This window comes from Actinocorallia lasiicapitis (genome assembly GCF_054778695.1).
Genome location: NZ_BAAGZI010000072.1, coordinates 1 through 20,351, shown reverse-complemented (window position 1 = coordinate 20,351; position 20,351 = coordinate 1). Strand labels below are relative to the sequence as shown.

At 68.2% G+C, this 20,351-nt stretch carries 21 protein-coding genes and 1 pseudogene; 13 read left to right on the top strand and 9 right to left on the bottom strand.

Annotation, left to right across the window (positions count from 1 at the left end; all coding sequences use genetic code 11):
- The 3 genes and pseudogenes from ACYVE7_RS11505 to ACYVE7_RS11495 form a co-directional block, all read left to right on the top strand.
- Positions 1 to 492, top strand: a pseudogene (locus ACYVE7_RS11505) (hypothetical protein); the annotation flags it as partial.
- Positions 492 to 1,109: a precorrin-8X methylmutase gene (locus ACYVE7_RS11500; protein ID WP_460364609.1), complete on the top strand. Its 618-nt coding sequence runs from the start codon at positions 492 to 494 to the stop codon at positions 1,107 to 1,109. The pseudogene ACYVE7_RS11505 and the gene ACYVE7_RS11500, both read left to right, overlap by 1 nt.
- On the top strand, positions 1,109 to 2,617 hold the full coding sequence (locus tag ACYVE7_RS11495; RefSeq protein ID WP_460364608.1) for a precorrin-2 C(20)-methyltransferase: 1,509 nt from the start codon (positions 1,109 to 1,111) through the stop codon (positions 2,615 to 2,617). The genes ACYVE7_RS11500 and ACYVE7_RS11495 overlap by 1 nt, the downstream gene beginning before the upstream one ends.
- Positions 2,618 to 2,637: 20 nt before the next feature.
- Here ACYVE7_RS11495 and ACYVE7_RS11490 read toward each other — a convergent pair whose 3' ends face one another.
- Genes ACYVE7_RS11490 through ACYVE7_RS11470 form a run of 5 tightly spaced genes read right to left on the bottom strand, consistent with a single transcriptional unit; the run spans position 2,638 to position 6,283 of the window.
- Positions 2,638 to 3,405, bottom strand: a complete 768-nt coding sequence (locus ACYVE7_RS11490; RefSeq protein ID WP_460364607.1) for a cobalt-precorrin-6A reductase — start codon at positions 3,403 to 3,405, stop codon at positions 2,638 to 2,640.
- Positions 3,406 to 3,409: 4 nt separating this feature from the next.
- On the bottom strand, positions 3,410 to 4,177 hold the full coding sequence (cobM, locus tag ACYVE7_RS11485) for a precorrin-4 C(11)-methyltransferase (protein WP_460364606.1): 768 nt from the start codon (positions 4,175 to 4,177) through the stop codon (positions 3,410 to 3,412).
- Positions 4,174 to 4,584, bottom strand: coding sequence for a TIGR03618 family F420-dependent PPOX class oxidoreductase (locus ACYVE7_RS11480; protein ID WP_460364605.1), 411 nt, complete (start codon positions 4,582 to 4,584; stop codon positions 4,174 to 4,176). Before ACYVE7_RS11480 ends, cobM begins: the two co-directional genes overlap by 4 nt.
- 33 nt (positions 4,585 to 4,617) lie before the next feature.
- Positions 4,618 to 5,268: a response regulator gene (locus ACYVE7_RS11475; RefSeq protein ID WP_460364604.1), complete on the bottom strand. Its 651-nt coding sequence runs from the start codon at positions 5,266 to 5,268 to the stop codon at positions 4,618 to 4,620.
- Between the two features lie 4 nt (positions 5,269 to 5,272).
- Positions 5,273 to 6,283: a sensor histidine kinase gene (locus ACYVE7_RS11470; RefSeq protein WP_460364603.1), complete on the bottom strand. Its 1,011-nt coding sequence runs from the start codon at positions 6,281 to 6,283 to the stop codon at positions 5,273 to 5,275.
- Positions 6,284 to 6,418: 135 nt separating this feature from the next.
- Between ACYVE7_RS11470 and ACYVE7_RS11465 the strand changes: the two genes are divergently transcribed.
- The 4 genes from ACYVE7_RS11465 (at position 6,419) to ACYVE7_RS11450 (ending at position 9,519) form a co-directional block, all read left to right on the top strand.
- A complete protein-coding gene (locus ACYVE7_RS11465; protein WP_460364602.1) occupies positions 6,419 to 7,174 on the top strand; it encodes an SPFH domain-containing protein in 756 nt (251 codons plus the stop codon).
- Between the two features lie 32 nt (positions 7,175 to 7,206).
- Positions 7,207 to 7,665 (top strand): CBS domain-containing protein, encoded by a 459-nt coding sequence (locus ACYVE7_RS11460; RefSeq protein ID WP_460364601.1) that lies wholly within the window; start codon positions 7,207 to 7,209, stop codon positions 7,663 to 7,665.
- A gap of 3 nt (positions 7,666 to 7,668) precedes the next feature.
- A complete protein-coding gene (locus tag ACYVE7_RS11455; protein ID WP_460364600.1) occupies positions 7,669 to 8,955 on the top strand; it encodes an ArsB/NhaD family transporter in 1,287 nt (428 codons plus the stop codon).
- 90 nt (positions 8,956 to 9,045) lie between these two features.
- Positions 9,046 to 9,519: a hypothetical protein gene (locus ACYVE7_RS11450; RefSeq protein WP_460364599.1), complete on the top strand. Its 474-nt coding sequence runs from the start codon at positions 9,046 to 9,048 to the stop codon at positions 9,517 to 9,519.
- Between the two features lie 27 nt (positions 9,520 to 9,546).
- Here the strand turns inward: ACYVE7_RS11450 and def are convergent, their stop codons facing one another.
- Positions 9,547 to 10,077: a peptide deformylase gene (gene def / locus ACYVE7_RS11445; protein WP_460364598.1), complete on the bottom strand. Its 531-nt coding sequence runs from the start codon at positions 10,075 to 10,077 to the stop codon at positions 9,547 to 9,549.
- A gap of 149 nt (positions 10,078 to 10,226) precedes the next feature.
- On the opposite strand from def, the gene ACYVE7_RS11440 reads away from it, so the two are divergent.
- From ACYVE7_RS11440 to ACYVE7_RS11430, 3 genes are all read left to right on the top strand, one after another.
- Positions 10,227 to 10,769, top strand: coding sequence for an RNA polymerase sigma factor (locus tag ACYVE7_RS11440; RefSeq protein ID WP_460364597.1), 543 nt, complete (start codon positions 10,227 to 10,229; stop codon positions 10,767 to 10,769).
- A 397-nt stretch (positions 10,770 to 11,166) separates the two neighbouring features.
- The gene (locus ACYVE7_RS11435; RefSeq protein ID WP_460364596.1) at positions 11,167 to 11,607 is read left to right on the top strand and encodes a hypothetical protein; all 441 of its coding nucleotides are present in this window, start codon (positions 11,167 to 11,169) and stop codon (positions 11,605 to 11,607) included.
- A 513-nt stretch (positions 11,608 to 12,120) separates the two neighbouring features.
- Positions 12,121 to 12,324, top strand: coding sequence for a hypothetical protein (locus ACYVE7_RS11430; RefSeq protein ID WP_460364594.1), 204 nt, complete (start codon positions 12,121 to 12,123; stop codon positions 12,322 to 12,324).
- Between the two features lie 68 nt (positions 12,325 to 12,392).
- On the opposite strand, the gene ACYVE7_RS11425 is transcribed toward ACYVE7_RS11430, so the two are convergent.
- A complete protein-coding gene (locus ACYVE7_RS11425) occupies positions 12,393 to 13,613 on the bottom strand; it encodes a hypothetical protein (protein WP_460364593.1) in 1,221 nt (406 codons plus the stop codon).
- On the bottom strand, positions 13,595 to 14,014 hold the full coding sequence (locus ACYVE7_RS11420; RefSeq protein WP_460364592.1) for a hypothetical protein: 420 nt from the start codon (positions 14,012 to 14,014) through the stop codon (positions 13,595 to 13,597). The genes ACYVE7_RS11425 and ACYVE7_RS11420 overlap by 19 nt, the downstream gene beginning before the upstream one ends.
- Before the next feature lie 339 nt (positions 14,015 to 14,353).
- Between ACYVE7_RS11420 and ACYVE7_RS11415 the strand changes: the two genes are divergently transcribed.
- Together ACYVE7_RS11415 and ACYVE7_RS11410 are read left to right on the top strand one after the other, a co-directional pair.
- Complete coding sequence (locus ACYVE7_RS11415; RefSeq protein WP_460364591.1) at positions 14,354 to 17,611, top strand: type ISP restriction/modification enzyme; 3,258 nt, start codon at positions 14,354 to 14,356, stop codon at positions 17,609 to 17,611.
- A gap of 243 nt (positions 17,612 to 17,854) precedes the next feature.
- Entirely contained in the window at positions 17,855 to 18,199 is a 345-nt protein-coding gene (locus ACYVE7_RS11410) for a pentapeptide repeat-containing protein (RefSeq protein WP_460364590.1), read from the top strand.
- A gap of 110 nt (positions 18,200 to 18,309) precedes the next feature.
- On the opposite strand, the gene ACYVE7_RS11405 is transcribed toward ACYVE7_RS11410, so the two are convergent.
- On the bottom strand, positions 18,310 to 18,735 hold the full coding sequence (locus ACYVE7_RS11405) for a hypothetical protein (RefSeq protein WP_460364589.1): 426 nt from the start codon (positions 18,733 to 18,735) through the stop codon (positions 18,310 to 18,312).
- A 1,225-nt stretch (positions 18,736 to 19,960) separates the two neighbouring features.
- Here ACYVE7_RS11405 and ACYVE7_RS11400 point away from each other — a divergent pair.
- Positions 19,961 to 20,266: a trypco2 family protein gene (locus ACYVE7_RS11400; protein ID WP_460364588.1), complete on the top strand. Its 306-nt coding sequence runs from the start codon at positions 19,961 to 19,963 to the stop codon at positions 20,264 to 20,266.
- Positions 20,267 to 20,351: the final 85 nt, after the last annotated feature.

Sequence of the window (20,351 nt, the reverse complement as noted above, 5' to 3'; positions counted from 1 at the left end):
ACGGAGGACGGGTGCGGCCCGGTGCCGGACGGGGCGCCGGCGGCGGTCGGGATCTCGGGGCGTGCGGTCGTGGCGGGGGTGACCCTGGGACGGATGAGCGCGGACCAGGCGTCGGTGCTGGCCCGGTTCGAACGGCTCGTGGTGACGCCCTGGCGCGGTGTCGTGGTGCCCGACCCGGGTGCCGTGGACGTGCTGGCCGAGGCCGGGTTCATCGTGGACGCCGGATCGGTGCTGGTCGGGGTGACGGCCTGCGCGGGGCGGCCCGGATGCGGGAAGGCGCTCGCCGACGTGCAGGGAGACGCCCCGCACGTCGTGCTGAGCCGCGGCGGCGCGGTGCACTTGTCCGGATGTGACCGGAGATGCGGTAAGCCTTCTGGGCGGTTTGTCGACGTTGTGGCCACCCCGGGTGGTTACCGGGTCGACGGGGGAGCGGTACTGTCCCGGCGCGAGGAGATCGGGGTCGCCGTCACGGCGGCGCGAGAGGGGATTTGATGGAGTACGTCCGCGACGGGGCGGAGATCTACCGGCGGTCGTTCGCGACGATCCGGGCCGAAGCCGACCTCGTCGGGCTGCCCGACGACGTCGCACGGGTGATCGTCCGCATGATCCACACCTGCGGGATGGTCGACCTGGTGCCGGACGTCGCCTGGTCGCCGGGTGCCGTCGCCTCCGGCCGGGCCGCGCTGCTCGGCGGCGCGCCCGTCCTGTGCGACGCGAAGATGGTCGCGTCCGGGATCACCCGCCGCCGACTGCCCGCCGACAACCCGATCGTCTGCACGCTCGACGACCCGTCCGTTCCCGGCCTGGCCGCGAAGCTCGCCACCACGCGCAGCGCCGCCGCGCTCGAACTCTGGCGCGGCCTCCTCGACGGCGCCGTCGTCGCCATCGGCAACCCGCCCGTCGCCCTGTTCCGGCTGCTGGAGCTGATCGCCGAGGGCGCGGGACGTCCCGCGCTGGTGATCGGCGTCCCGGTCGGGTTCATCGGCGCGGCCGAATCCAAGCAGGCGCTGGCCGACAGCGACCTGCCCCATCTGGTGGTGCACGGGCGGCGTGGCGGCAGCGCCATGGCCGTCGCCGCCGTCAATGCGATCGCGAGCGAGGAAGAGTAGTGACGGGCAAGCTGTACGGCGTCGGGCTGGGGCCCGGCGATCCCGAACTGGTGACGGTCAAAGCGGCCCGGCTGATCGGCGCGGCGGACGTGATCGCCTACCACTCGGCCCGGCACGGGCGGAGCATCGCCCGCTCGGTCGCCGCCCCCTACCTGCGGGAAGGGCAGATCGAAGAGCTCCTGATGTACCCGGTGACGACCGAGACGACCAGCCATCCCGGCGGCTACCGTGGCGCGCTCGACGACTTCTACGCCGACTGCGCGGAACGTCTGGCCGCCCATCTGGACGCGGGCCGCGACGTCGTCGTCCTCGCCGAGGGCGATCCGCTCTTCTACGGCTCCTACATGCACATGCACAAGCGTTTGGCCGGCCGCTACGAGGCGGAGGTCGTCCCGGGCGTCACCTCGGTGTCCGGGGCGTCGGCCGCGCTGGCCCGCCCCCTGGTCGAGGGCGAGGAGATCCTCACGATCCTGCCGGGCACCCTTTCCGAGGACGCCCTCGCCACGGCCCTGGCCTCGACGGACGCCGCCGCCGTGCTCAAACTCGGCCGCACGTTCCCCAAGGTCCGCGCGGCTCTGGAGAAGGCGGGCCGGCTCGACGACGCCTGGTACGTCGAACGCGCGACCACCGGCGCCGAACGCCTGCTCCCGCTCAGGGACGTCGACCCCGCCACCGCCCCGTACTTTTCCCTCGCCCTGCTCCCCAGCCCGATGAACCAGCAGGAAGCCGACATTCCGACCCCCGTGGCGGCGACGCCGAAGAGCCCGGGGGAGGTCGTGGTCGTCGGCCTCGGCCCGGCCGGACGCCCCTGGCTGACCCCGGAGGCGCAGGAGGCGCTGTCGGCCGCCGACACGCTCATCGGCTACGGCCCCTACCTGGACCGGGTCCCCGCGAACCCGCGTCAGCGCCGTTTCCCGACCGACAACCGCGTCGAGGCCGAACGCGCCGCCCACGCCCTCGACCTGGTCCGCGGCCTCGCGAAGGTCGCCGTCGTCTCCTCCGGCGACCCCGGGGTGTTCGCGATGGCGAGCGCCGTCCTCGAAGTCGCGGCCGAACCGCGCTTCACCGAGGTGGACGTCCGGGTGGTCCCCGGGCTGACCGCGGCGCAGGCGGTCGCGAGCCGCGCGGGCGCGCCGCTGGGCCACGACTTCTGCGTCCTGTCGCTGTCCGACATCCTCAAGCCCTGGGACGTGGTGGCCGCCCGGATCTCGGCCGCGGCCGCCGCCGAACTGCCCGTCGCCCTCTACAACCCGGCGTCCAGGACCCGCCGCAGTCAGATCGAGGCGGCCCGCGACCTGTTCCTGGAGCACCGCGACCCCGCCACCCCGGTGGTGCAGGGCCGCGACATCGGCGGCCCGGCCGAACAGCTCACCATCACGACCCTCGCCGACCTGGACCCCGCCACCGTCGACATGCGCACTCTCCTGATCATCGGCTCCTCGACGACCCGGACCATCACCCGCAACGGCCGCACCCAGGTCTACACGCCGCGCCGCTACCCCGCGTGAGTCGCGCGCTCCCCGGCGTCTCAGCCGGGGAGCCGCGACCGAACCCAGCGCGCGGCCGCCTCGACGGTCTCGACGACCTCGGCCCCGGCCGGCACCGGCGGCCGCCGCACGACCACCACCGGCACACCGAGCTCACACGCCGCGTCCAGCTTCGCCGCGGTCATCGCCCCGCCGCTGTCCTTGGTCACCAGCACGTCGATCGCGTGCCGCCGCATCAGCTCGATCTCCCCCGTGACGCTGAACGGCCCCCGATCGAGCACCACCTCCAGCCGCCGGGGCAGCGCGCCCTCCGGCGCGTCGACGGAGCGCGCGAGGAACCACAGCCCGTCCAGCCCGGCGAACGCCCCGATGCTCTGCCGCCCCGTCGTCAGGAACACCCGGCCGCCCAGCGTGCCCACCACCCGTGCCGCCTCGGCCATGTCGCCCACCCACTGCCACCGGTCGCCGTCCCGTTCGGTCCACCCCGGTCTGCGCAGCACTACCCAGGGCACTGCGACGATCCCGGCGGCCTCCGCGACCGACGCGCTCATCCCCGCGGCGAACGGATGCGTCGCGTCCACGACGAGGCGGACGTTCTCCTCCCGCATCCACGCGACGAGCCCGTCCACCCCGCCGAACCCCCCGACGCGCACTTCGCCGACGGGCAGCACGGGCTTCCCGACCCGACCTGCCAGCGAGGACACCGTTCGCAGCCCGTCGACCGGATCGAGCATCCCGGCCAGCCGCCGGGCCTCTCCGGTTCCTCCGAGCAACAGCAGCGTTTCCGCCGCCACCCTCCGCTCAGGCATGACCTTACTGCGTAAAGGGGTCGGGCCGGGTGACGCGGCAGCGGTCGGGGGAGTAGAGGTGGCTGTCGGGGAAGTCGTGGGCGGCGAGGACCTGGCCGACGATGATGATGGCGGTGCGGCGGATGCCCGCGGCGTGGACCTGGCCGGGGAGGGTGGCGAGGGGGCCGCGGAGGATCGTCTCGTCCGGGCGGCTGGCGTAGGCGACGACCGCGGCGGGGCAGTCGGGCCCGTAGTGGGGGAGGAGCTCCTCGACCACGGCGTCGATCCGCTGGACGGCCAGATGCAGGACGATCGTGGCGCGGCTGCCACCGAGCGTGGCGAGATCCTCGCCGTCCGGCATCGGGGTGGCACGGGCGGACGTCCGGGTGAGGATCACGGTCTGGCCGACGCCCGGGACGGTCAGCTCGCGTTTCAGCGCGGCCGCCGCGGCGGCGAACGCCGGCACCCCCGGCACGACCTCGTAGGGGATTCCGGCCGTGTCGAGCCGGCGCATCTGCTCGGCCATCGCGCTGAACACCGACGGGTCCCCGGAGTGCAGCCGGGCGACGTCGAGCCCGGCCGTGTGGGCTTCGGCCAGCTCGGCGACGATCTCGTCGAGGGTGAGTTCGGCGGTGTCCACGCGACGGGCGTCGGCGGGGCAGGCGTCCAGCAGCTCGACCGGGACCAGGGCGCCCGCGTACAGGCAGACGGGCGCCCGCTCGATGATCCGCAGCGCGCGGACCGTCACCAGATCGGCGGCGCCGGGGCCAGCGCCGATGAAGTACACGGTCACCGGACCGTCCCCAGCTTCCTGGCGACCTGGATCTCGATGACGACCCGGTCGGGGTTGACGCGCGGCTCCCGGTAGCGGGCCGCGTAGCGTCGCACGGCGTCGGCGACGGCCGCGGGATCGGAGGTCACGGTCGCCGTGCCCTCAAGGGTCGACCAGCGGGCCCCGTCCACCTGGCAGACCGCCGCGTAGGCGCCCGGACGCGCCGCGTGCTTCGCCTTCTGCGACTTCCCGTCGCAGATCACCCGGGCGATCCCCGTCTCGGGGTCGTAGGTGACGCCGACCGGAACGACATGCGGCGTCCCGTCCGCGCGCAGCGTCGTGATCGTGCACAAGTGCCGTTCCCGCCAGAACCCGGCCAGCTCCGCGCTCACCGCCACCCGCCCTTCGCTCGGTGCTGACCTGCTCACACGCCCTAGATCATAGATCACGGCGCTCGGCGGTCAGGGCTCGACCAGGCCCGCGCGGATCGCGTAGCGGGTGAGTTCGAGCCGGTCCCGCATCCCGAGTTTCTGCAGGATGTTGCCGCGGTGCCGGTCGACGGTCTTCACACTGATGACCAGCAGCTCCGCGATCTCCTTGGCCGAGTTCCCCTCGGCGATGAGCTTGACGATCTCCTCTTCGCGCGGGGTGAGGATGGCGTCGGGCAGCCGTCCGCCCTCCCGGTCGCGCCGCAGATAGTCGCGGATCAGCGCGGTGATCGCGCCCGGATAGAGGAAGGGTTCGCCGCGCATCGCCGCCCGGCACGCCTCCAGCAGGTCCTGGTCGGCGACGGACTTGAGGACGTAGCCGCTGGCGCCCGCTTTCAGCGCTTCGAAGAAGTACTGCTCGTTGTCGTACATCGACAGCATCAGAATCCGGACGGTCGGCGCGCGCCGGGAGATCTCGCGCGCCGCCTGCAGTCCGGTCATCCGGGGCATCGCGATGTCGAGCACGGCCAGATCGAGGCCGCCCGCGCTCGCCGCCTCGACGGCCTCCGCCCCGTCGGACGCCTCGGCGACCACGGTCAGATCGGGCTCCGCGTCGATGATCAGCCGGAGGCCCTGGCGGACGAGCGCGTGGTCGTCGGCCAGCAGGATCCTGGTCGGGGTCATGCCGTCACCTCCACTTCCGCCGCGGTATCCGGAGCTCCACCCAGGTGCCCCGCGCGGTGGAGTCGATGGTCAGTCTCGCCCCGATCAGCAGCGCCCGTTCGCGCATACCCCGCACCCCCGTCCCTTCCTCGATGGTCCCGCCGCTGCCGTCGTCCTGGATCCGCAGGACGAGCTGGTCGTCCGCCGCGGTGAGCGAGAGCGTGACCTGTGACGCGCCCGCGTGCCTCGCCACGTTGGTGAGCCCCTCCTGCGCGATCCGGTACAGCACCAGTTCGACGTCCCCGGTCAGGGCGGGCAGTTCGTTGTCCATGCTGAGAGTCACGGGGATCGCGCTGACCCCGTAGAAGTCGCCGATCAGCGACTTCAGCGCGCTGCGCAACCCCAGATCCTCCAGCACGCCGGGCCGCAGCCGGTGCGCGACCCGCCGCACCTCCTCCAGGCTGGTGCGGACGGTCTCCTGGACGGCGTGCAGATCGTCCTGGAGCTCGGGCGGCGACCGGTCGACGGCCCGTTTGAGCCCGAGCAGCACCACGGTCAGGCTCTGGCCGATCTCGTCGTGAAGCTCTCTGGCGATGCGTTCGCGTTCGTTCTCCTGCGCCGCGAGAGCGTGGCCGGTGCTGGCGGCGCGTTCGGCCTCCAGCCGGTCGAGCATCTGGTTGAACGTGACGATCAGATGGGATAGGTCGCCGTTGCCGTGGTCGGCGAGCCGGTCGCCCGCCCGCAGCAGATCGACCCGCTGCATCAGCGTCGCCAGCTCCTCCAGCGGGGTGAGGCTCGCCTTCAGCAGCAGGGTGTTGGCCGCGAGGATCACGGCGAGGCCGACGGTCAGCACGGGCAGCTCGGTCCAGAGCACCGGAGAGGAGACCGTCGCGGGCGACACCGCCAGCACCAGCGTGCCGAGCGTGAACACCGTGCCGTTGATCAGTGACAGGCGCCGGAAGAGCGCCCTGGCGGGGGTGGCACGCCTGCGGAGGGACACCCCACCAGCCTCGCGGACCGCCGGTGCCCTGTCCATGCGACTCACCCCCCATCATGCGCGTGGCCTGCGGGTTCGCCCCCACCGGAGATGGGTGTCAGACCCGATGTCCTCGATGCGGGCGCGTCAACAGACTGAAAGGGACAGACCGGACAGCTCATCGGAGGTCGGGACATGGGCCAGATCCTGGGGATCCTAGCGCTCCTCGCCGGAGTCGCCGTCCTGATCAGGGTCGTGCTGGTCGTGCGGGAGCGCCGGGCGTCCGGTGTGCCGGAAGGGGCCGTCCGGGCCGATCTGCTGTGGGTTCCGGCGGTCAGCCGGGACGGCCTGCCGCTGACGGTCAACGCCAGCGGGCTCGCCTCCGTCGTCGATCCCGAGGCCTTCGTGAAGGCCGGCGGGGACGTGGAGCGGGTCGTCGCGCTGGCGGCCAGGGAGGGCATCGGCGGCCACTTCGCCCGCCGCGACCTCCGCGACCTCCTCGAACCGGACGGCGACGCCATGGCGGCGGCCGAAGCGGCGATCAACGAACGCACCAGGACGTGGGGCGTGCGCGTGGACGACCTGGACGTCTCACGCGTCCAGGTCAGGGTCGGCCCCGACCTGGCCCGATGGCTGGAACGGCAGGCGGAAGCCGGACAGATCGGAGGCAGAACCGACATGGACATCAGCTTCAACACCGTCCCGGGAACGGGCGTGCTGCACCGTTTCGCCGACGCGGACGGACGGGAGTTCAGCCTGCTCGTCCGGCACGACGGCACCAGGCGGCTGATCGTGCCCGACCCGTCCCGGCCGGACGCGCCCGGCCTCTGCTTCGACCTCAGCCAGGACGAGGCCGACCGCGTCGCCGACGTCCTGCACAGCCGCCCGATCCTCGACCGGCTCGCCGCCCTGGAGCGCAAGCTCGGCCAGATCGCCCTGGAGACGCCATGAACCCCACCCCGACCGCCGGACTGGATGGTGCAATGCAAGCGCGCGACATCGCCATGAACCTCCCGACGGTGACCGTCCGGGACCCCGTCGTCGACGCGGTGCGGATGATGGCGGTCCGGCGGCTGCCCGGGCTCATCGTGGTCGACGACCGGGGCCGTCCGTGGACTGTCCTGCCGGGCAGCCAGGTGCTCAGGATGGCCATCCCGGCGACGCTCCGGGAGGATCCCGCCCTGGTCAGGACCATTGACGAGGCGCACGCCGACTTCTTCTGGCAGGAGCTGGGCGACCGCACGGTCGGCGACTGCCTGCCCAGGCCGGCGCTCAGGGCCGCGACCGTCTCGATGGACGCGAACCTCCTGGAGGTCGCGGCCGTGATGGCGGCGCTGCGCAGCCCGCTCGCCGCCGTCGTCGGCGAACGCGGGATGCTCGTCGGCGCGATCACCCTGGAGCGCCTGCTGACCAGCCTGGCGATCATCGGTCCGGGCGGCTGAGCCGTGACCGGACTGCTCGCGATCACCATCTTCGTGATCGCCTTCGCCCTCATCGCCAGCGAGAGGGTGAACAAGGTCAGGGTCGTGCTCATCGCGGCGGGGGCCATGACCGTGCTCGGGCTGACGCCCGGGTCGGAAATGTTCTTCTCCGAACACGAGGGCATCGACTGGAACGTCATCTTCCTGCTGTTCGGCATGATGATCATCGTTGGGGAGATCCGGCGGACCGGCCTGTTCGACTACATGGCGATCTGGGCGGCCAAACGGTCCAAGGGGCGGCCCTACCGGCTGATGGTCATGCTGATGGCGATCACCGCGGTCGCCTCGCCCTTCCTGGACAACGTCACGACGATCATGCTGGTCGCGCCGGTCACGGTCGTGGTCTGCAACCGGCTGCGCATCCCCGCACAGCCCTACCTGATCGCGGAGATCCTCGCCTCGAACATCGGCGGCGCGGCGACCCTGATCGGCGACCCGCCCAACATCATCATCGGCAGCAGGGCCGGTCTGAGCTTCAACGACTTCCTCGTGCACATGGCGCCGATCGTCGTGGTCGTCTTCGTGGCGTTCGTAGTGTTCAGCCGGTTCCTGTTCCGCAAGTCGTTCGAATACCATCCCGAACACGTCGCGGAGGTGATGCAGCTCCAGGAGCACCGGGCCATCACAGACAAGGGCAACCTCATCCGCAGCATGATCGTGCTCGGCGCGGTGATCTGCGCGTTCAGCCTGCACTCGGTGCTGCATCTGGAGCCGTCGATCATCGCCCTGGTCGGGGCGGGGGTCATGCTGCTGGTGACCCGCGCCGACACCGGCGAGGCACTGCGCGAAGTCGAGTGGCCGACCCTCGTGTTCTTCACCGGCCTGTTCGCGATGGTCGCCGCCCTCGGGCACACCGGGGTGATCGAGACGGCCGGGACCTGGATCGTGAACGCCGTCGGCGACGACGCGTTCCTGGGGGCGACGGCGCTGCTGTTCGGTTCCAGCGTGCTGGGCGCGTTCTTCGACAACATCCCCTATGTCGCGACGATGACCCCGATCGTCGAGGACGTGGTCGCCCACACCGCCGACCCGCAGGAAGGCAGGGCCCTGTGGTGGGCGTTCGCGCTGGGCGCGGACTTCGGCGGCAACGGGACGGCCGTCGCGGCCAGCGCCAACGTCGTCGCCATCGGCATCGCCGCCCGGACCGGCAACCCCATCTCGTTCTGGCAGTTCACCCGCTACGGCCTCCTGGTGACGGCCGCCAGCACCGTGATGGCCTGGGTGTACGTCTGGCTCAGGTACTTCACCTGACCGGGTTTTCCACAGATTCCGCGGGGCTTCGTTTTCGGGGCGGTGGAGCGCGCACGATGGGGTTCCGAGCGGAACTGCAGGAGGCGCGAGATGCCCAACAACTTCGGAATCGACACACGGACGCTGCGCCGGGCCTTGGTGATGTTGAGCCCGGACGGAGAGCCCAAGCCGCCCGACCGGGATGCCGCGTATCTCGTCGGGCGGCTCCTGGCGAAGCTGGAGCTCGCGGCCGGCTCGGGCGGGCGGAGCCGGGACTGGGCGTCGTTCGACGCGGGCTACCGGTCGGCCGTGGATCCGGCGGAGCCGCCGGTCGTCGCGCTGAAACGGCTGATGCGGACGGCGCGTCAGCTCACCGATCTGCCCGGCACCGCGGCCAAGGGGGCCGCCACGGGGCTGATCGCCACCTCGTCGATCCTCTTCGCCGAGGTGCTGCTCCGCGACGACGACAGCACCCTCGATTCGACTCTGGAGCAGCTCGCCGAGGCCCGCACCCTGTTCACCAAGACGATCGAGATCGTCGACGGGCTGCGGGCGATGCTGGCCGAGTCGGTGCCGCCGGATTGACCCGGCGGCCGGGGGAGGGGCGGCGGGTCAGGCGTCGGCGTTCTCGGCGCGCAGCGCCTCGTACTCCTTGATGACCTGCTTGCGGGCCTTCGCGGTGAGGCGGTCCACGTAGAGCTTGCCGTTGAGGTGGTCGGTCTCGTGCTGGAAGCAGCGGGCGAGCTGGCCGGTGCCGTGCAGCGAGATCGCGTTGCCGTCGAGGTCGAAGCCGTTGCAGTGGACGTGGTCCACGCGGGCGACGTCGGCGTACGGGCCGGGAACCGACAGGCAGCCCTCGGAGTCGTTGTCGAGCGTGCGGTTCTTGTCAGGGAACTCGACGGTCGGGTTCACGATGACGCCCTTGTGCTGCTCACCGTCGGCGTCCTGGCAGTCGTAGACGAAGACCCGCAGGTCGACTCCGATCTGGTTGGCGGCCAGGCCCACCCCGTTCGCCGCGTACATGCTGGCGAACATGTCGTCGGCGAGCTCCCGCAGCGCCGCGTCGAACTCGGTCACCTCCTTGAGCGGCCGGTGCAGCACCGGCTCTCCGATGAGCGTGATCGGCCGAACGGTCCCCGACATGCCATTCCCTCCCAGGATCTCGATGCAGCCATGCTATTGCAGCGCGCACCCCGCTTCCTCCGCCGTCCGCCGAGCCCACCCGAAGGAATTGAGGTGATCCGCCGGAAAGATCTGGAACCTTCCGTCGTCGGGCGGTGTAGTAGGTGCGGATGGCGGAGGAGACGGAGCTGGTCGCGCTCGCGCGTGGCGGCGACCTTGAGGCCTACGGGGCCCTGGTCGCCCGCTTCACCGCGCCCGCCCACCGGCTCGCGGCACTGCTCGGCGCGGGCCCCGACACCGACGACGTCGTGCAGGAGGCGTTCGTCAAGGCGCACGCGGCGCTCGACCGGTTCCGCGCCGGGGCGGCCTTCCGCCCGTGGCTGCTGCGGATCGTCGCCAACGAAACCAAGAACACGATCCGTTCCCGAGGACGTCGCGAGGGCCTGGCCTTGCGCGTCCCTTCCCCGACCCGCGCTCCTGACGACCCGGAAGGCGAGATCCTCGCGGCCGAACGCCGCTCCGCGCTCCTCGCGGAGATCGAGAAGCTGCCCGAACGAGAAAGACAGGTCCTCATCTGCCGCTACTTCCTCGATCTGAACGAAGCCGAGACCGCCGAGGTGCTCTCCTGCCCGCGCGGCTCGGTCAAGTCCCGCACGTCCCGAGGCCTGACCCGCCTCCGAGCCGCCCTGGGAGAGGAGGCCCGCCATGGATGACTCACTCGAACAGGAACTCCGAGCCCTCGCCGCCCACCTGGCCGTCCCTCCCCCTCCCGACCTCACCGCTTCCCTCCTGTCCACCCTCACCCCGCCTACCGCCCGCGAACCCCGTCGAAGCAGCACCGCCGTCCGCCTGGCAACGGCTCTACTCCGTGCGGGCAGGCGGCCGGTCGCCTTCTGCACGCGGGCCGTCGCCTTCTGGTGGTGGAGGGCCGGCGATCGGGTGAGGACCCTCCGCCAGCCCGGGGGAGGCCCGGGAAGGTGGCGAAAATGGGTCGGCTGCCTCCTCATCGGCATCCTGGTAGCCGCCGCGACACCACAGGGCCGTGCACTCGGCGGCGACCTACTGCGATTCACGGGTATCGAGATCGGGGACCGCAAGGGACCCCCACCCGTGGACACACCCGTGCTGCCGAAGGAGGTCCGGGTATCTCTGACCGAAGCCCGAGCCATGACCGGATTCCCGATCCTCCTGCCCACCGTCTTCCCCGAACCGACCGAGGTAGTGGTAAGCGACAGCGGCCGCGTGGTGAGCATGAACTTCGGCACCGTCCACCTCGACCAGTTCGACGGCCACGTCAACACCCGGATCTTCGGCAAGTTCCTCTCAGCCGACACCGACCTCTACCACCCGACCAACGTCAACGGCGCCAAAGCCCTATGGATCAACGGCCCCCACGAAATCTGGTACATCGACCGCCACGGCACCGACCAGACAGCATCGGCCCACACCGCAGGCAACACCCTGATCTGGCAGTCCGGCCCCACCGCCCTCCGCCTGGAAGGCGCCCCCACCCTCCCCAAAGCCCTCCACATCGCCACCTCCACCCACTAACCCAACACCACACGCTTCCCAAGTCTGCGCCCTCGCGTCCGCCGACGATCTTCAGCGTCCTGAGCTGGTCTTCTCTCCGACTCGGGACGGCTACGGACGCGCGCGGCCGTCTGGGAATGAGACCAAAACTGAGACCACCTCATCCGGGTTCGGGGGCGGTTGGCCTGGGGTCGGAGGGGGTGGTGGTCGCGAAGTTGATGATGGATTGCGTTGGTATCGGTGCCAGAGAACCGAGATTATCTATAAGTCGAATATAGGGTCGTCTTGGGTTTTTGGAGCGATGAATGGCTGAACGTCCCGCTGTCGCCTGGTACTACTGCCCGGCAGTGATGATCGGCTTCACGGTGATGCCGATGCTGGCCTCTGCGGGCTGGGGCTTTTTCGCTGCGGGGTTCGTGGCGGCGGTGCTCTTCGTGTTCGTGCTTCCGCGATGGGTGGGGTGGGCACGCGTGTGGCCGTGGGCCCTGGTGGCGTTCGCCATCGCCTTCGTCGTCCTCATGGGCAATCGGGTTCGTGCTGGGCGTTCTGTCGAACGTGTGGGGAGTGGCCTGGCGTGTCGACCTGTTCTGGGGACTTGTCTGGGCGACCGACGGCGCCAAGGGCGAAGGGATCGCTTTTGAGTTCGGCAGCGGATTCGGGTTCACTCCCGCGATTGCCGCGCTCACCGTCGCGCTCGTCCGCGGACTGATGGTCCTGCGAAGCACCGCGGCCGCCTGACCCCGTTAAGGTCGCCGTCCGAGAGAGCCCGCGTGACCGACCTCCCGGTCGATCACGCGGGCTCGTCGTCAGCAGCGGGGGACGTTCAGGGTTCGGGATGCGGGGGTGAGGTAGATGAAGCTGATGTAGCCGGTCTGGCCTGCGTGTTGGCCGCGCATCCATCGGTCGGTGTCGATGCGGTGGGGGTTGGCGTCGTCGGCGGGGGTTTGGCGGTTCTCGTTGGTCATCAGGGTGCCGGTGTCCCAGCAGAGGGTGGTGAAGGTGTCGCCGCTGACCATGTCGGTTCCACCGATCTTGCAGCCGCGTGAGGCGCAGTATGGCTGTGTCGTGGTGGATAGGTAGGAGGGTGTGGAGTCCTCGACCAGGGCGGTGGCTCCTTCGAGGTGTTTGTTCTGCACCGTCGCGACCAGGGGCTGTGCGGGAGGCGGTGCCGGTGCCGGCGGCTGGGGTGGTGCCGGAGGTTGGGGTGCGGGAGCGCTCGCGGAGATCGTGAAGTGTTTGGTTCCGTTGATGAAGGCGGAGAGGTCGCCGATGGAGGCGCTAGCCCATTTCGCTGTGTCGAACAGCCCTACGAGGGCTTGGGCCATGGCGAGCTTCTTGGTCTTGGACAGGTCGGTGGTCTTGGCCAGATCGAAGACGAGCCGCCCGAACGCGAACATGATGTTGCGGTTGACCAGGACGCCGCAGCCGAGTTTGCCCCAGGTGTTGGTGGCATTGCGGATACAGGTCTTGTAGTCGTTCCCTACATCGCGAAGTTCATCGAAGAAGGCCGCGATACTGCGCACCGTCTCGGCCGCGTCGGACAGAGGTAGGTACCGGTAGAGAGCCTCGGCGATCATGTACTGCTGCTGGATCGCGCCGTTGGTGGGGCTGACGTCCACCTCGACCTGTTGGGCGCCGATAGGGATCCGTAGTTGGTAGCCGGGCATGAGCGTTCCCGCACGGAGCGTTGGGCCGCCGATCTGGGGAGTCGCACCGAAGTCGGGAGGCATGATGTAGGCCATCAGCTGTGCCGCCCCGAAACCGCCCTGCCAGGTGACGTTCCCGGGCCCGGTTCCCTCGCCGGTCAGCCTCACGGTGGTCGGGAAGACCGTGTCGTTCAGCACCACCAGCGTCGTCCCGTCGAAGCAGGCCTTCAGCGGGAAGGTTCCCGGGATGGTCGCGCGTGCCCGGTTGGGGCCGCATAGTCCGGCGTCCTCGTCGGCTCGTGCCGAGGCGGTGACGCATCCGAGGAGCAGAGTCGTCGAGACGGCCAACGCGAGCCGTTTGGTCACTTGCGTCCAGAGCACTTGCGGTTCACCGCCTTGCCGAGGTCGCTGAACGTCGATGCGATCTTCTTGACGTCGCTGTCCTTGAATCGCCCGCTCACCAGACGGTCCAGCCAGGTCGCCGAACGCCCGACCACGGCAGGGGCCGCCTTGTCGCGTGCCACGGTGCGCAACTGCTTGGCCGCTGCCTTGAGCACCCGCTTATCACTGGCTGACGCTCCGCGCCGTGTGCCGCTGCCGACGGCTCCTCGCAAGCCCGCAGGCGGCTTGGCCAGGCTCTTGCAGAACTTCGGCACCTTCTTCGGCTTCGCCGCGACCGCAACCGCGGTCTGCTCCACCGTTGGGGCTTGCCCGTACTGATGGTCTCCGCATCCCGCCGCGAACGCGACGGCGATCGAAAGACTCACCACTAGACGTTTCATTCCACATCACTCCTTCTCGGCGGATGATCCGGCCAAAGGAGCGCGAAGCAGAAAGGGTGCGCGAGCTTAACGACCGGCCCCCGCCCAGAAGAGACTCTGCCGAAAGAGCTGGCGTGACATGCGGCGAATTGGTCACTTTCTGAGAACAGGTGAGGTTTCTAGTGATTGGGGTGCAAAATACTGGCTCCTGGACGATCGTCACATTTCTAGGCCTGCAAACCGGTTTTCGGCAATCTTGCCCCGGCTGGGTGCGGGCGCGCCCACCATGCATCGATGGCGCGGTCCCCTTGGTGGGCTAGGCAGGGGGTTGGGATGGTTGGCGTCGGTGTCGGTCAGGCCGTGGCTGAGTTCGGTGCGGAGTGCCTATCGGCGGTGAACGGGCCTGGTCAGCCGGAGGCGGCTCTCCGGACTCCACTTGAGCACCTGCTGCAAAAAGTCGCTGTCGCCGTTGGGGCCGGCGACGTGGCCTGGCACTCCGAGACGGCGCTGCCCGATCTGGCGGTGCGCCCCGACTACTCCGTCGAAGTGGACGGGGCAGTCGTTGGCTATATCGAGGTGAAGGCTCCGGGCATGAAGGTCGATCCTGGGACGTTTCGGGGTCGCAACAAGGTGCAGTGGGAACGTCTGAGGAATCTACCTAACCTCATCTATACAAATGGGACGGAATGGCGATTTTATCGCGAAGGTGCCTTGGTGGATGAACCGGTCACCTTTGTCGGAAACCTCCGGACTGCTGGTGGGGATCTGTCCGTGGACACGCCTCGCTTTGAGGCGCTGCTGCGGTCTTTCCTCGCGTGGAAGCCGGTTCCTATCCGTTCGGCGAGTGTTCTGGTCGAGCGGATAGCCCCGCTGTGTCGACTCCTGCGAGGTGCGGTCGAAGAGCAGCTGGTCGAGGAGAGCGCTGCCGGGCGTGCAGGGGATGACGCGGCGAGCCGACCGTTCTCGGGGCTGGCGAAGGACTGGCGGAAGCTACTGTTCCCCGAGGCCGACGATGCGATGTTCGCCGACGGGTACGCCCAGGCAGTGACCTTCGCATTGCTTCTGGCGCGGACGGAAGGCATCGCTCTGGAGGGGCACAGCCTGCACGAGGTCGGCCAGAAGCTGGGCGCTGATCACTCGCTGATGGGCAAGGCGCTTCAACTGCTCACCGACGGCGTCATCAGCCGATTCGATGTGATCTTGGGTTTGCTCGCGCGAGTGATCGGCGCGGTCGACTGGGACCGGATTCGCCAGGGGAAGCGGGACATCTACCTGCACCTGTACGAGTCGTTCCTGGCCGTCTACGACGACAAACTGCGACAGGCGAGCGGTACCTTCTACACGCCTCGCGAAGTAGTGACCGAAATGGTCCGCCTGTCGGATGAGGTGCTCAGTCTCTACCTGGGTCACCCCGAGGGGCTCGCCAGCGGCGATGTGACGATCGTCGACCCGGCGGCGGGAACCGGCACCTTCGGCCACGCGATCATCGAGCACGTCGCGGCTCGCACGGAACAGACCCTCGGCCCCGGCGCTCGGCCACAGGCGGTCCGGAGCCTCGTGAACCGGCTGATCGGGTTCGAGATCCAGATGGGTCCTTTCGCGGTCGCGGAGCTGCGGACCTCTGACCTGCTGAAAAGCTACGGTGTTCGACTCCCCAAGGGTGGGCTTCGCTTCTATGTGACGAACACCCTCGACAACCCATGGCTCAAGGACGAGCAGATCGCATCCACCTTCGCCGCCATCTCGGCGTCGCGGGAGAAAGCGAACGAGGTCAAGGCGAAGACCCCGGTAACGCTCGTGATCGGGAATCCGCCGTACAAGGACAAGGCCGAAGGGCTGGGAGGCTGGATCGAGGACGGCGCCGCGGGGAAGGGCGATCCGCCGCTCAAGGACTTCAGGCTGGAGGGGAACGGACGGTACGAGCACGTCCTCAAGAACCTCTACCTGTACTTCTGGCGATGGGCGACGTGGAAGGTCTTCGACGAACCCGGCGACCAGAACGGCATCATCTGCTTCATCACCCCGAGCGGGTTCATCAACGGGCCGGGTGGCAGGGGGATGCGCCAGTATCTCCGGCGTACCTGCGACTTCGGGTGGATCATCGACCTGACGCCGGAGGGCCAACGCCCGGACGTCGCCACACGGATCTTCCCCGGTGTCGCCCAGCCGCTGGCGATCAGCATCTTCGTGCGAACGGGCGCGAGCTCCCCGGATGTGCCGGCGGTGATTCGCTACCGGAAGGTGACGGGCCGCCGAGCGGAGAAGTACGAGCAACTCAAGGGGATCGGTCTGGGGGACGACGGATGGCGGCTCGTCCGCACCGGCGCAACCGATCCGTTCACGCCCGCCGCAGCATCGGCCTGGGACGACTTTCCACTGCTGAATGACCTGTTCCCGTGGAGCAGTCTGGGCATGACGTCCAACAGGGCCTGGGTGATGTCGCCGTCTCCCGAGGTGCTGGTCGAGCGCTGGGGCCGCCTGGTTCGGGAAACGGACCCGGGGGTGAAGGCTGACGCGTTCAAGGTGACCCGTGACCGTGGGCTTAGCAAAATCGTCGATCCCCTCCCGCAGGGACATCCGCATGACGTTCCGATCGGCGACGAGCGCGGAGACGTGCCCGAACTGCACAGGGTCGGGTTCCGGTCCTACGACCGTCAGTGGGTGATTCCTGATCGGAGGCTTATCGACTTCCCGAGACCGGAGTTGTGGGCGGGGCTCCAGCCAGGTCAGCTGTTCTTGAACCAGCAGTCCTCGCACGCGATCAGCTCAGGCCCGGCGGTCGTCGCTACCGCGCTGCTTCCGGACACGCATCATTTCAACGGGCGTGGTGGACGCGCTCATCCCATGCTGCATCCGGATGGTTCCGCGAACGTGCCGCGACGGCTTCTCCCGATGCTTGGGGCAACGGTCGGGGAAGAGGTGACCGCAGAGGACCTGGCGGCCTACGTCGCTGCGGTGGCCGGCCATCGCGGATTCACTCGGCGGTTCGTCGACGAGTTGGTCACCCCAGGGGTGCGGGTGCCGTTGACCGCTGATCCCGCGCTGTGGGCCGAAGCGGTGGAGCTGGGGCGAGAAGTGTTGTGGGCATCGACCTACGGAGCGCTCTTCCACGACGACGCGGTGGGACGGCCGCACGGTGATGTGCTCTACCCGCTAGGTGACGAGAAGCGAGTGCGGGCTGAGGCCGCGGTGGAGGGCGTCCCCGCGGAGATGCGCTACGACGCCGATCGGCGGGTCATCGAAGTGGGGACGGGGTCGTTCGGGCCGGTCAGCGAGGCGGTCTGGCGGTTCGACGTCGGTGGCATGGACGTCGTGAAGAAGTGGTTCGGCTACCGAAAGGCCCAGCCGGACGGGAAGAAGTCGAGCCCGCTCGACGACATCCACGTGGATGAATGGCCGAGCGAGTGGATCCGTGAGCTCGCCGAACTGCTGAGCGTCCTGAACCGCCTGGTCGAACTGGAACCACGGCAGGACGACCTCCTTCGCCGCGTGCTAGACCAGCGGAAGATCACGGTGGCTGACCTGGAAACACTAGGGGTTCTCCCGGTTCCGGACACGGCCCGAAAGCCGTCGCTCGCCCTTTCCGACGGCGGTACGGCGGACGGGTCGCTGTTCTGAGCAAGGGCGTCGCCTGGCCCGGCATGTCCTTATTCGCGGGGACTGCCATCCGGCCAGTGGCTCTCCAGATGTTCGGCCTCGTGCTCCGCGCAGTAGCCGAAGGTAGCGCCTGGATTGCTGGGCTGCCCGCAGTACTTCGACGGACCCCAGTTCCCGTACTCGATCTGCCACGAACATCGGCCCGCGTCGAACAGTGCGACCTCTGGCTCATGCCACCGGTCGGGATCTGACGTAGGTGTGACGATGCGGTTCCGGTCGCGATCCATCATGCTCCCCCGAGCATCTCCGGGCGAGAACCTCCCACCCGTCCTGATGGTGCGGACCCTATCGACTTTCATGCTCGCTCTCGGCAGGACGCTGTTTTGCCGGAGCCCTGGGGCGAACCTGAGCATGATGGACCTGAGCAGGGCGAAACTGCACGGAGCAGACCTGCGCGAGGCGAACCTGAGCATGACGTGCCTGGATGGGGGGAAACTGCATGGGGCAGACCTGCGTGGGGCTGACCTGAGAGAGGCCGACCTGCGCGGGGCTGACCTGCGTGGGGCTGACCTGAGTGGGGCGAACTTGGAAGGGGCTGTTGGTCTGTGAGCAGTGCCGGGAGACGATTAATTCTCAATTCTGAGCACCCCTGCCCGAGCCCCATACTGTTGATACTGCTCACCGATCTCAGGTGGGAAGATCCGTCCTCGGTCTCGTAACTACTGCAACTGCCAGCGGATAATCTTTCCGCTGTTGCCCGGGGAATAGACCAACCGGCATTCATGTAAGTTCACCCTGGTTCTTGGGATGCGGACGAGGATCTCGCTCGTTCGTCCCGTGCCGAGGCGGATGCCCTCGTCCTGAAGCCCTGCGCCCGTGGTGAGCTTGTCCGCGGAGACCCACTCTCCGGTGTTGAGCTCCAGCGAGAAATCGTCAGGGGAAACGCTTGCACCGTCCGTCATCGCGCTGAGCGAGAGATAGACGAAGGTACCGTAGACCGGGCCCGCGTCCTTCGTCCTCGTGACGGTCACCTTGAGACCGCTGAACTCTGCGGTCTGTCCGAGCGCCAGCGGCCTTGCCCCTCCCTCGATGTCCGCGAACTCATTCACGTGCCTGGTGCCGCTATCTACGGCTGTCGAGCTCACCTGCGCGAAACGGTGGACCTAAGCGAGGTGAATCTGAGTGGGGCGCATCAAAGGGGCTGTTGGCCTGCGGGAGTGCTGGAAGACGGTCGATTCTCAACACCTCTATCCGAGAATCTTCACCGTTGATCTTCGCAGCTGGGTACGAGCACGTTGTTCCCGATGCTGATCAATACGATCCCATGGTTTGCAGCCCTCACGCTGAAGCCGTATGGAAGTCCCTGGCCAAGTACGGCAGCGCGCTATGAGCATGGAGAGCCTGCCCCTTCGCGATCTGCCGGCCCATCCGTAGTACTCGCTGACTGGCTGCGTGCCGGGTGCTGGAGCACACGACACGCAGCGGATCAACGGTAGGTGGTGAGCGAGAGGCCGATCATCGGTGAGATCGCTAGCCTCGGTCGCGACACAGGAACACCCACACCCCCAGTCCGAATGCGAAGGCAGACGCTGGAGCGGGCCAGACGAAGGCGAACGCGATCGCGGTTGAGGTTCCTACTACTTGGAGGAGGATCCTCCACCGGACTTTCGGAACCTTTCGGTCAGGTGGGTGATTCTGCTGGACCTTCTTCGTCGCATCATTGATGCTAATCAAGATTAACCCTTCCCTGTTTCGACGCAAGAGGGTTGATCATGTGGCGGCCCCCGTCTTAGACGGGGGCCGTCCCTGCTGGTCTAGCAGGCACTCGTAAGGGTACGGCGGGGAATCCGTCAAATGCGAGCGTGAGATACCGAGCCGAATCCGACTTCTCGGGCCACTCTGAATGCACAGATCAAGACCATTGGCAAGCATTGCCAGGTCACAGGCATGGCGTCGGGGTGGAAACTTTTTCGCAGGAATATTCGCGACTGCTGGGCGGTCACCTAATTGATCTTGTCGGACGCATGTCGCTAGGCGCTATGCCACCTTTTTGGCGATTTGCTGATAGTCCAAGTTTGCAGATCTGTGTAAAATGCGAATAATCTGGACAATCGGTATGAATTGCGCGGCTCCTGTTCGGTGCGTGGGGCGTTGCGCCTCCATCTGGAGCATCAACGCTCCGCGCTGGATCGCCTCGGAGTACGCCTCCGCGCGGCGCGAGCAGACCGATTAATCCGGAACGGCCCCTTTGCGCGCTATTTGGTCGGCGAGCCGGGTCCGTCTTCTTTCTTGCGGATGCTCCCGATAGATAGGGGTTGATGGCCTACGATCAGAGGTTCTGGGCGGGTCGGTGCGGGGTGCGGAGGGCGTGTGTCGGAGCTCGGGTTGGTCGAGGCGATCGAGCAGGTGCGTGAGGAACTGCGGCAGGCGATGGTCGCGGGCGCTGGAGCGGATATTCAGTTCCCGATCGATCAGGTGACGTTGGAGTTTCAGGTCGGGATCAAGAAGATCGGCGAGGGCAGCGGCAAGGTCAAGGTATGGGTGTTGGAGGCCGGTGTCAGCGGGAAGATCGAGCATGATGCGGTCCAGAAGGTGACCGTCGTCCTGCAAGCCCCGGTCGATTCCTCCGGTCGCCCGGTCAAGGTCGCGGCAGGTTCCCAGTCCATGCCCGGTTAGTCGCCGATCTAGTACTACATGCCTAGATCTTGAGTGGGTTCCGGAGTTCAATCACCTGAGAGGGTGGGGGCATGCCACCTTGGTG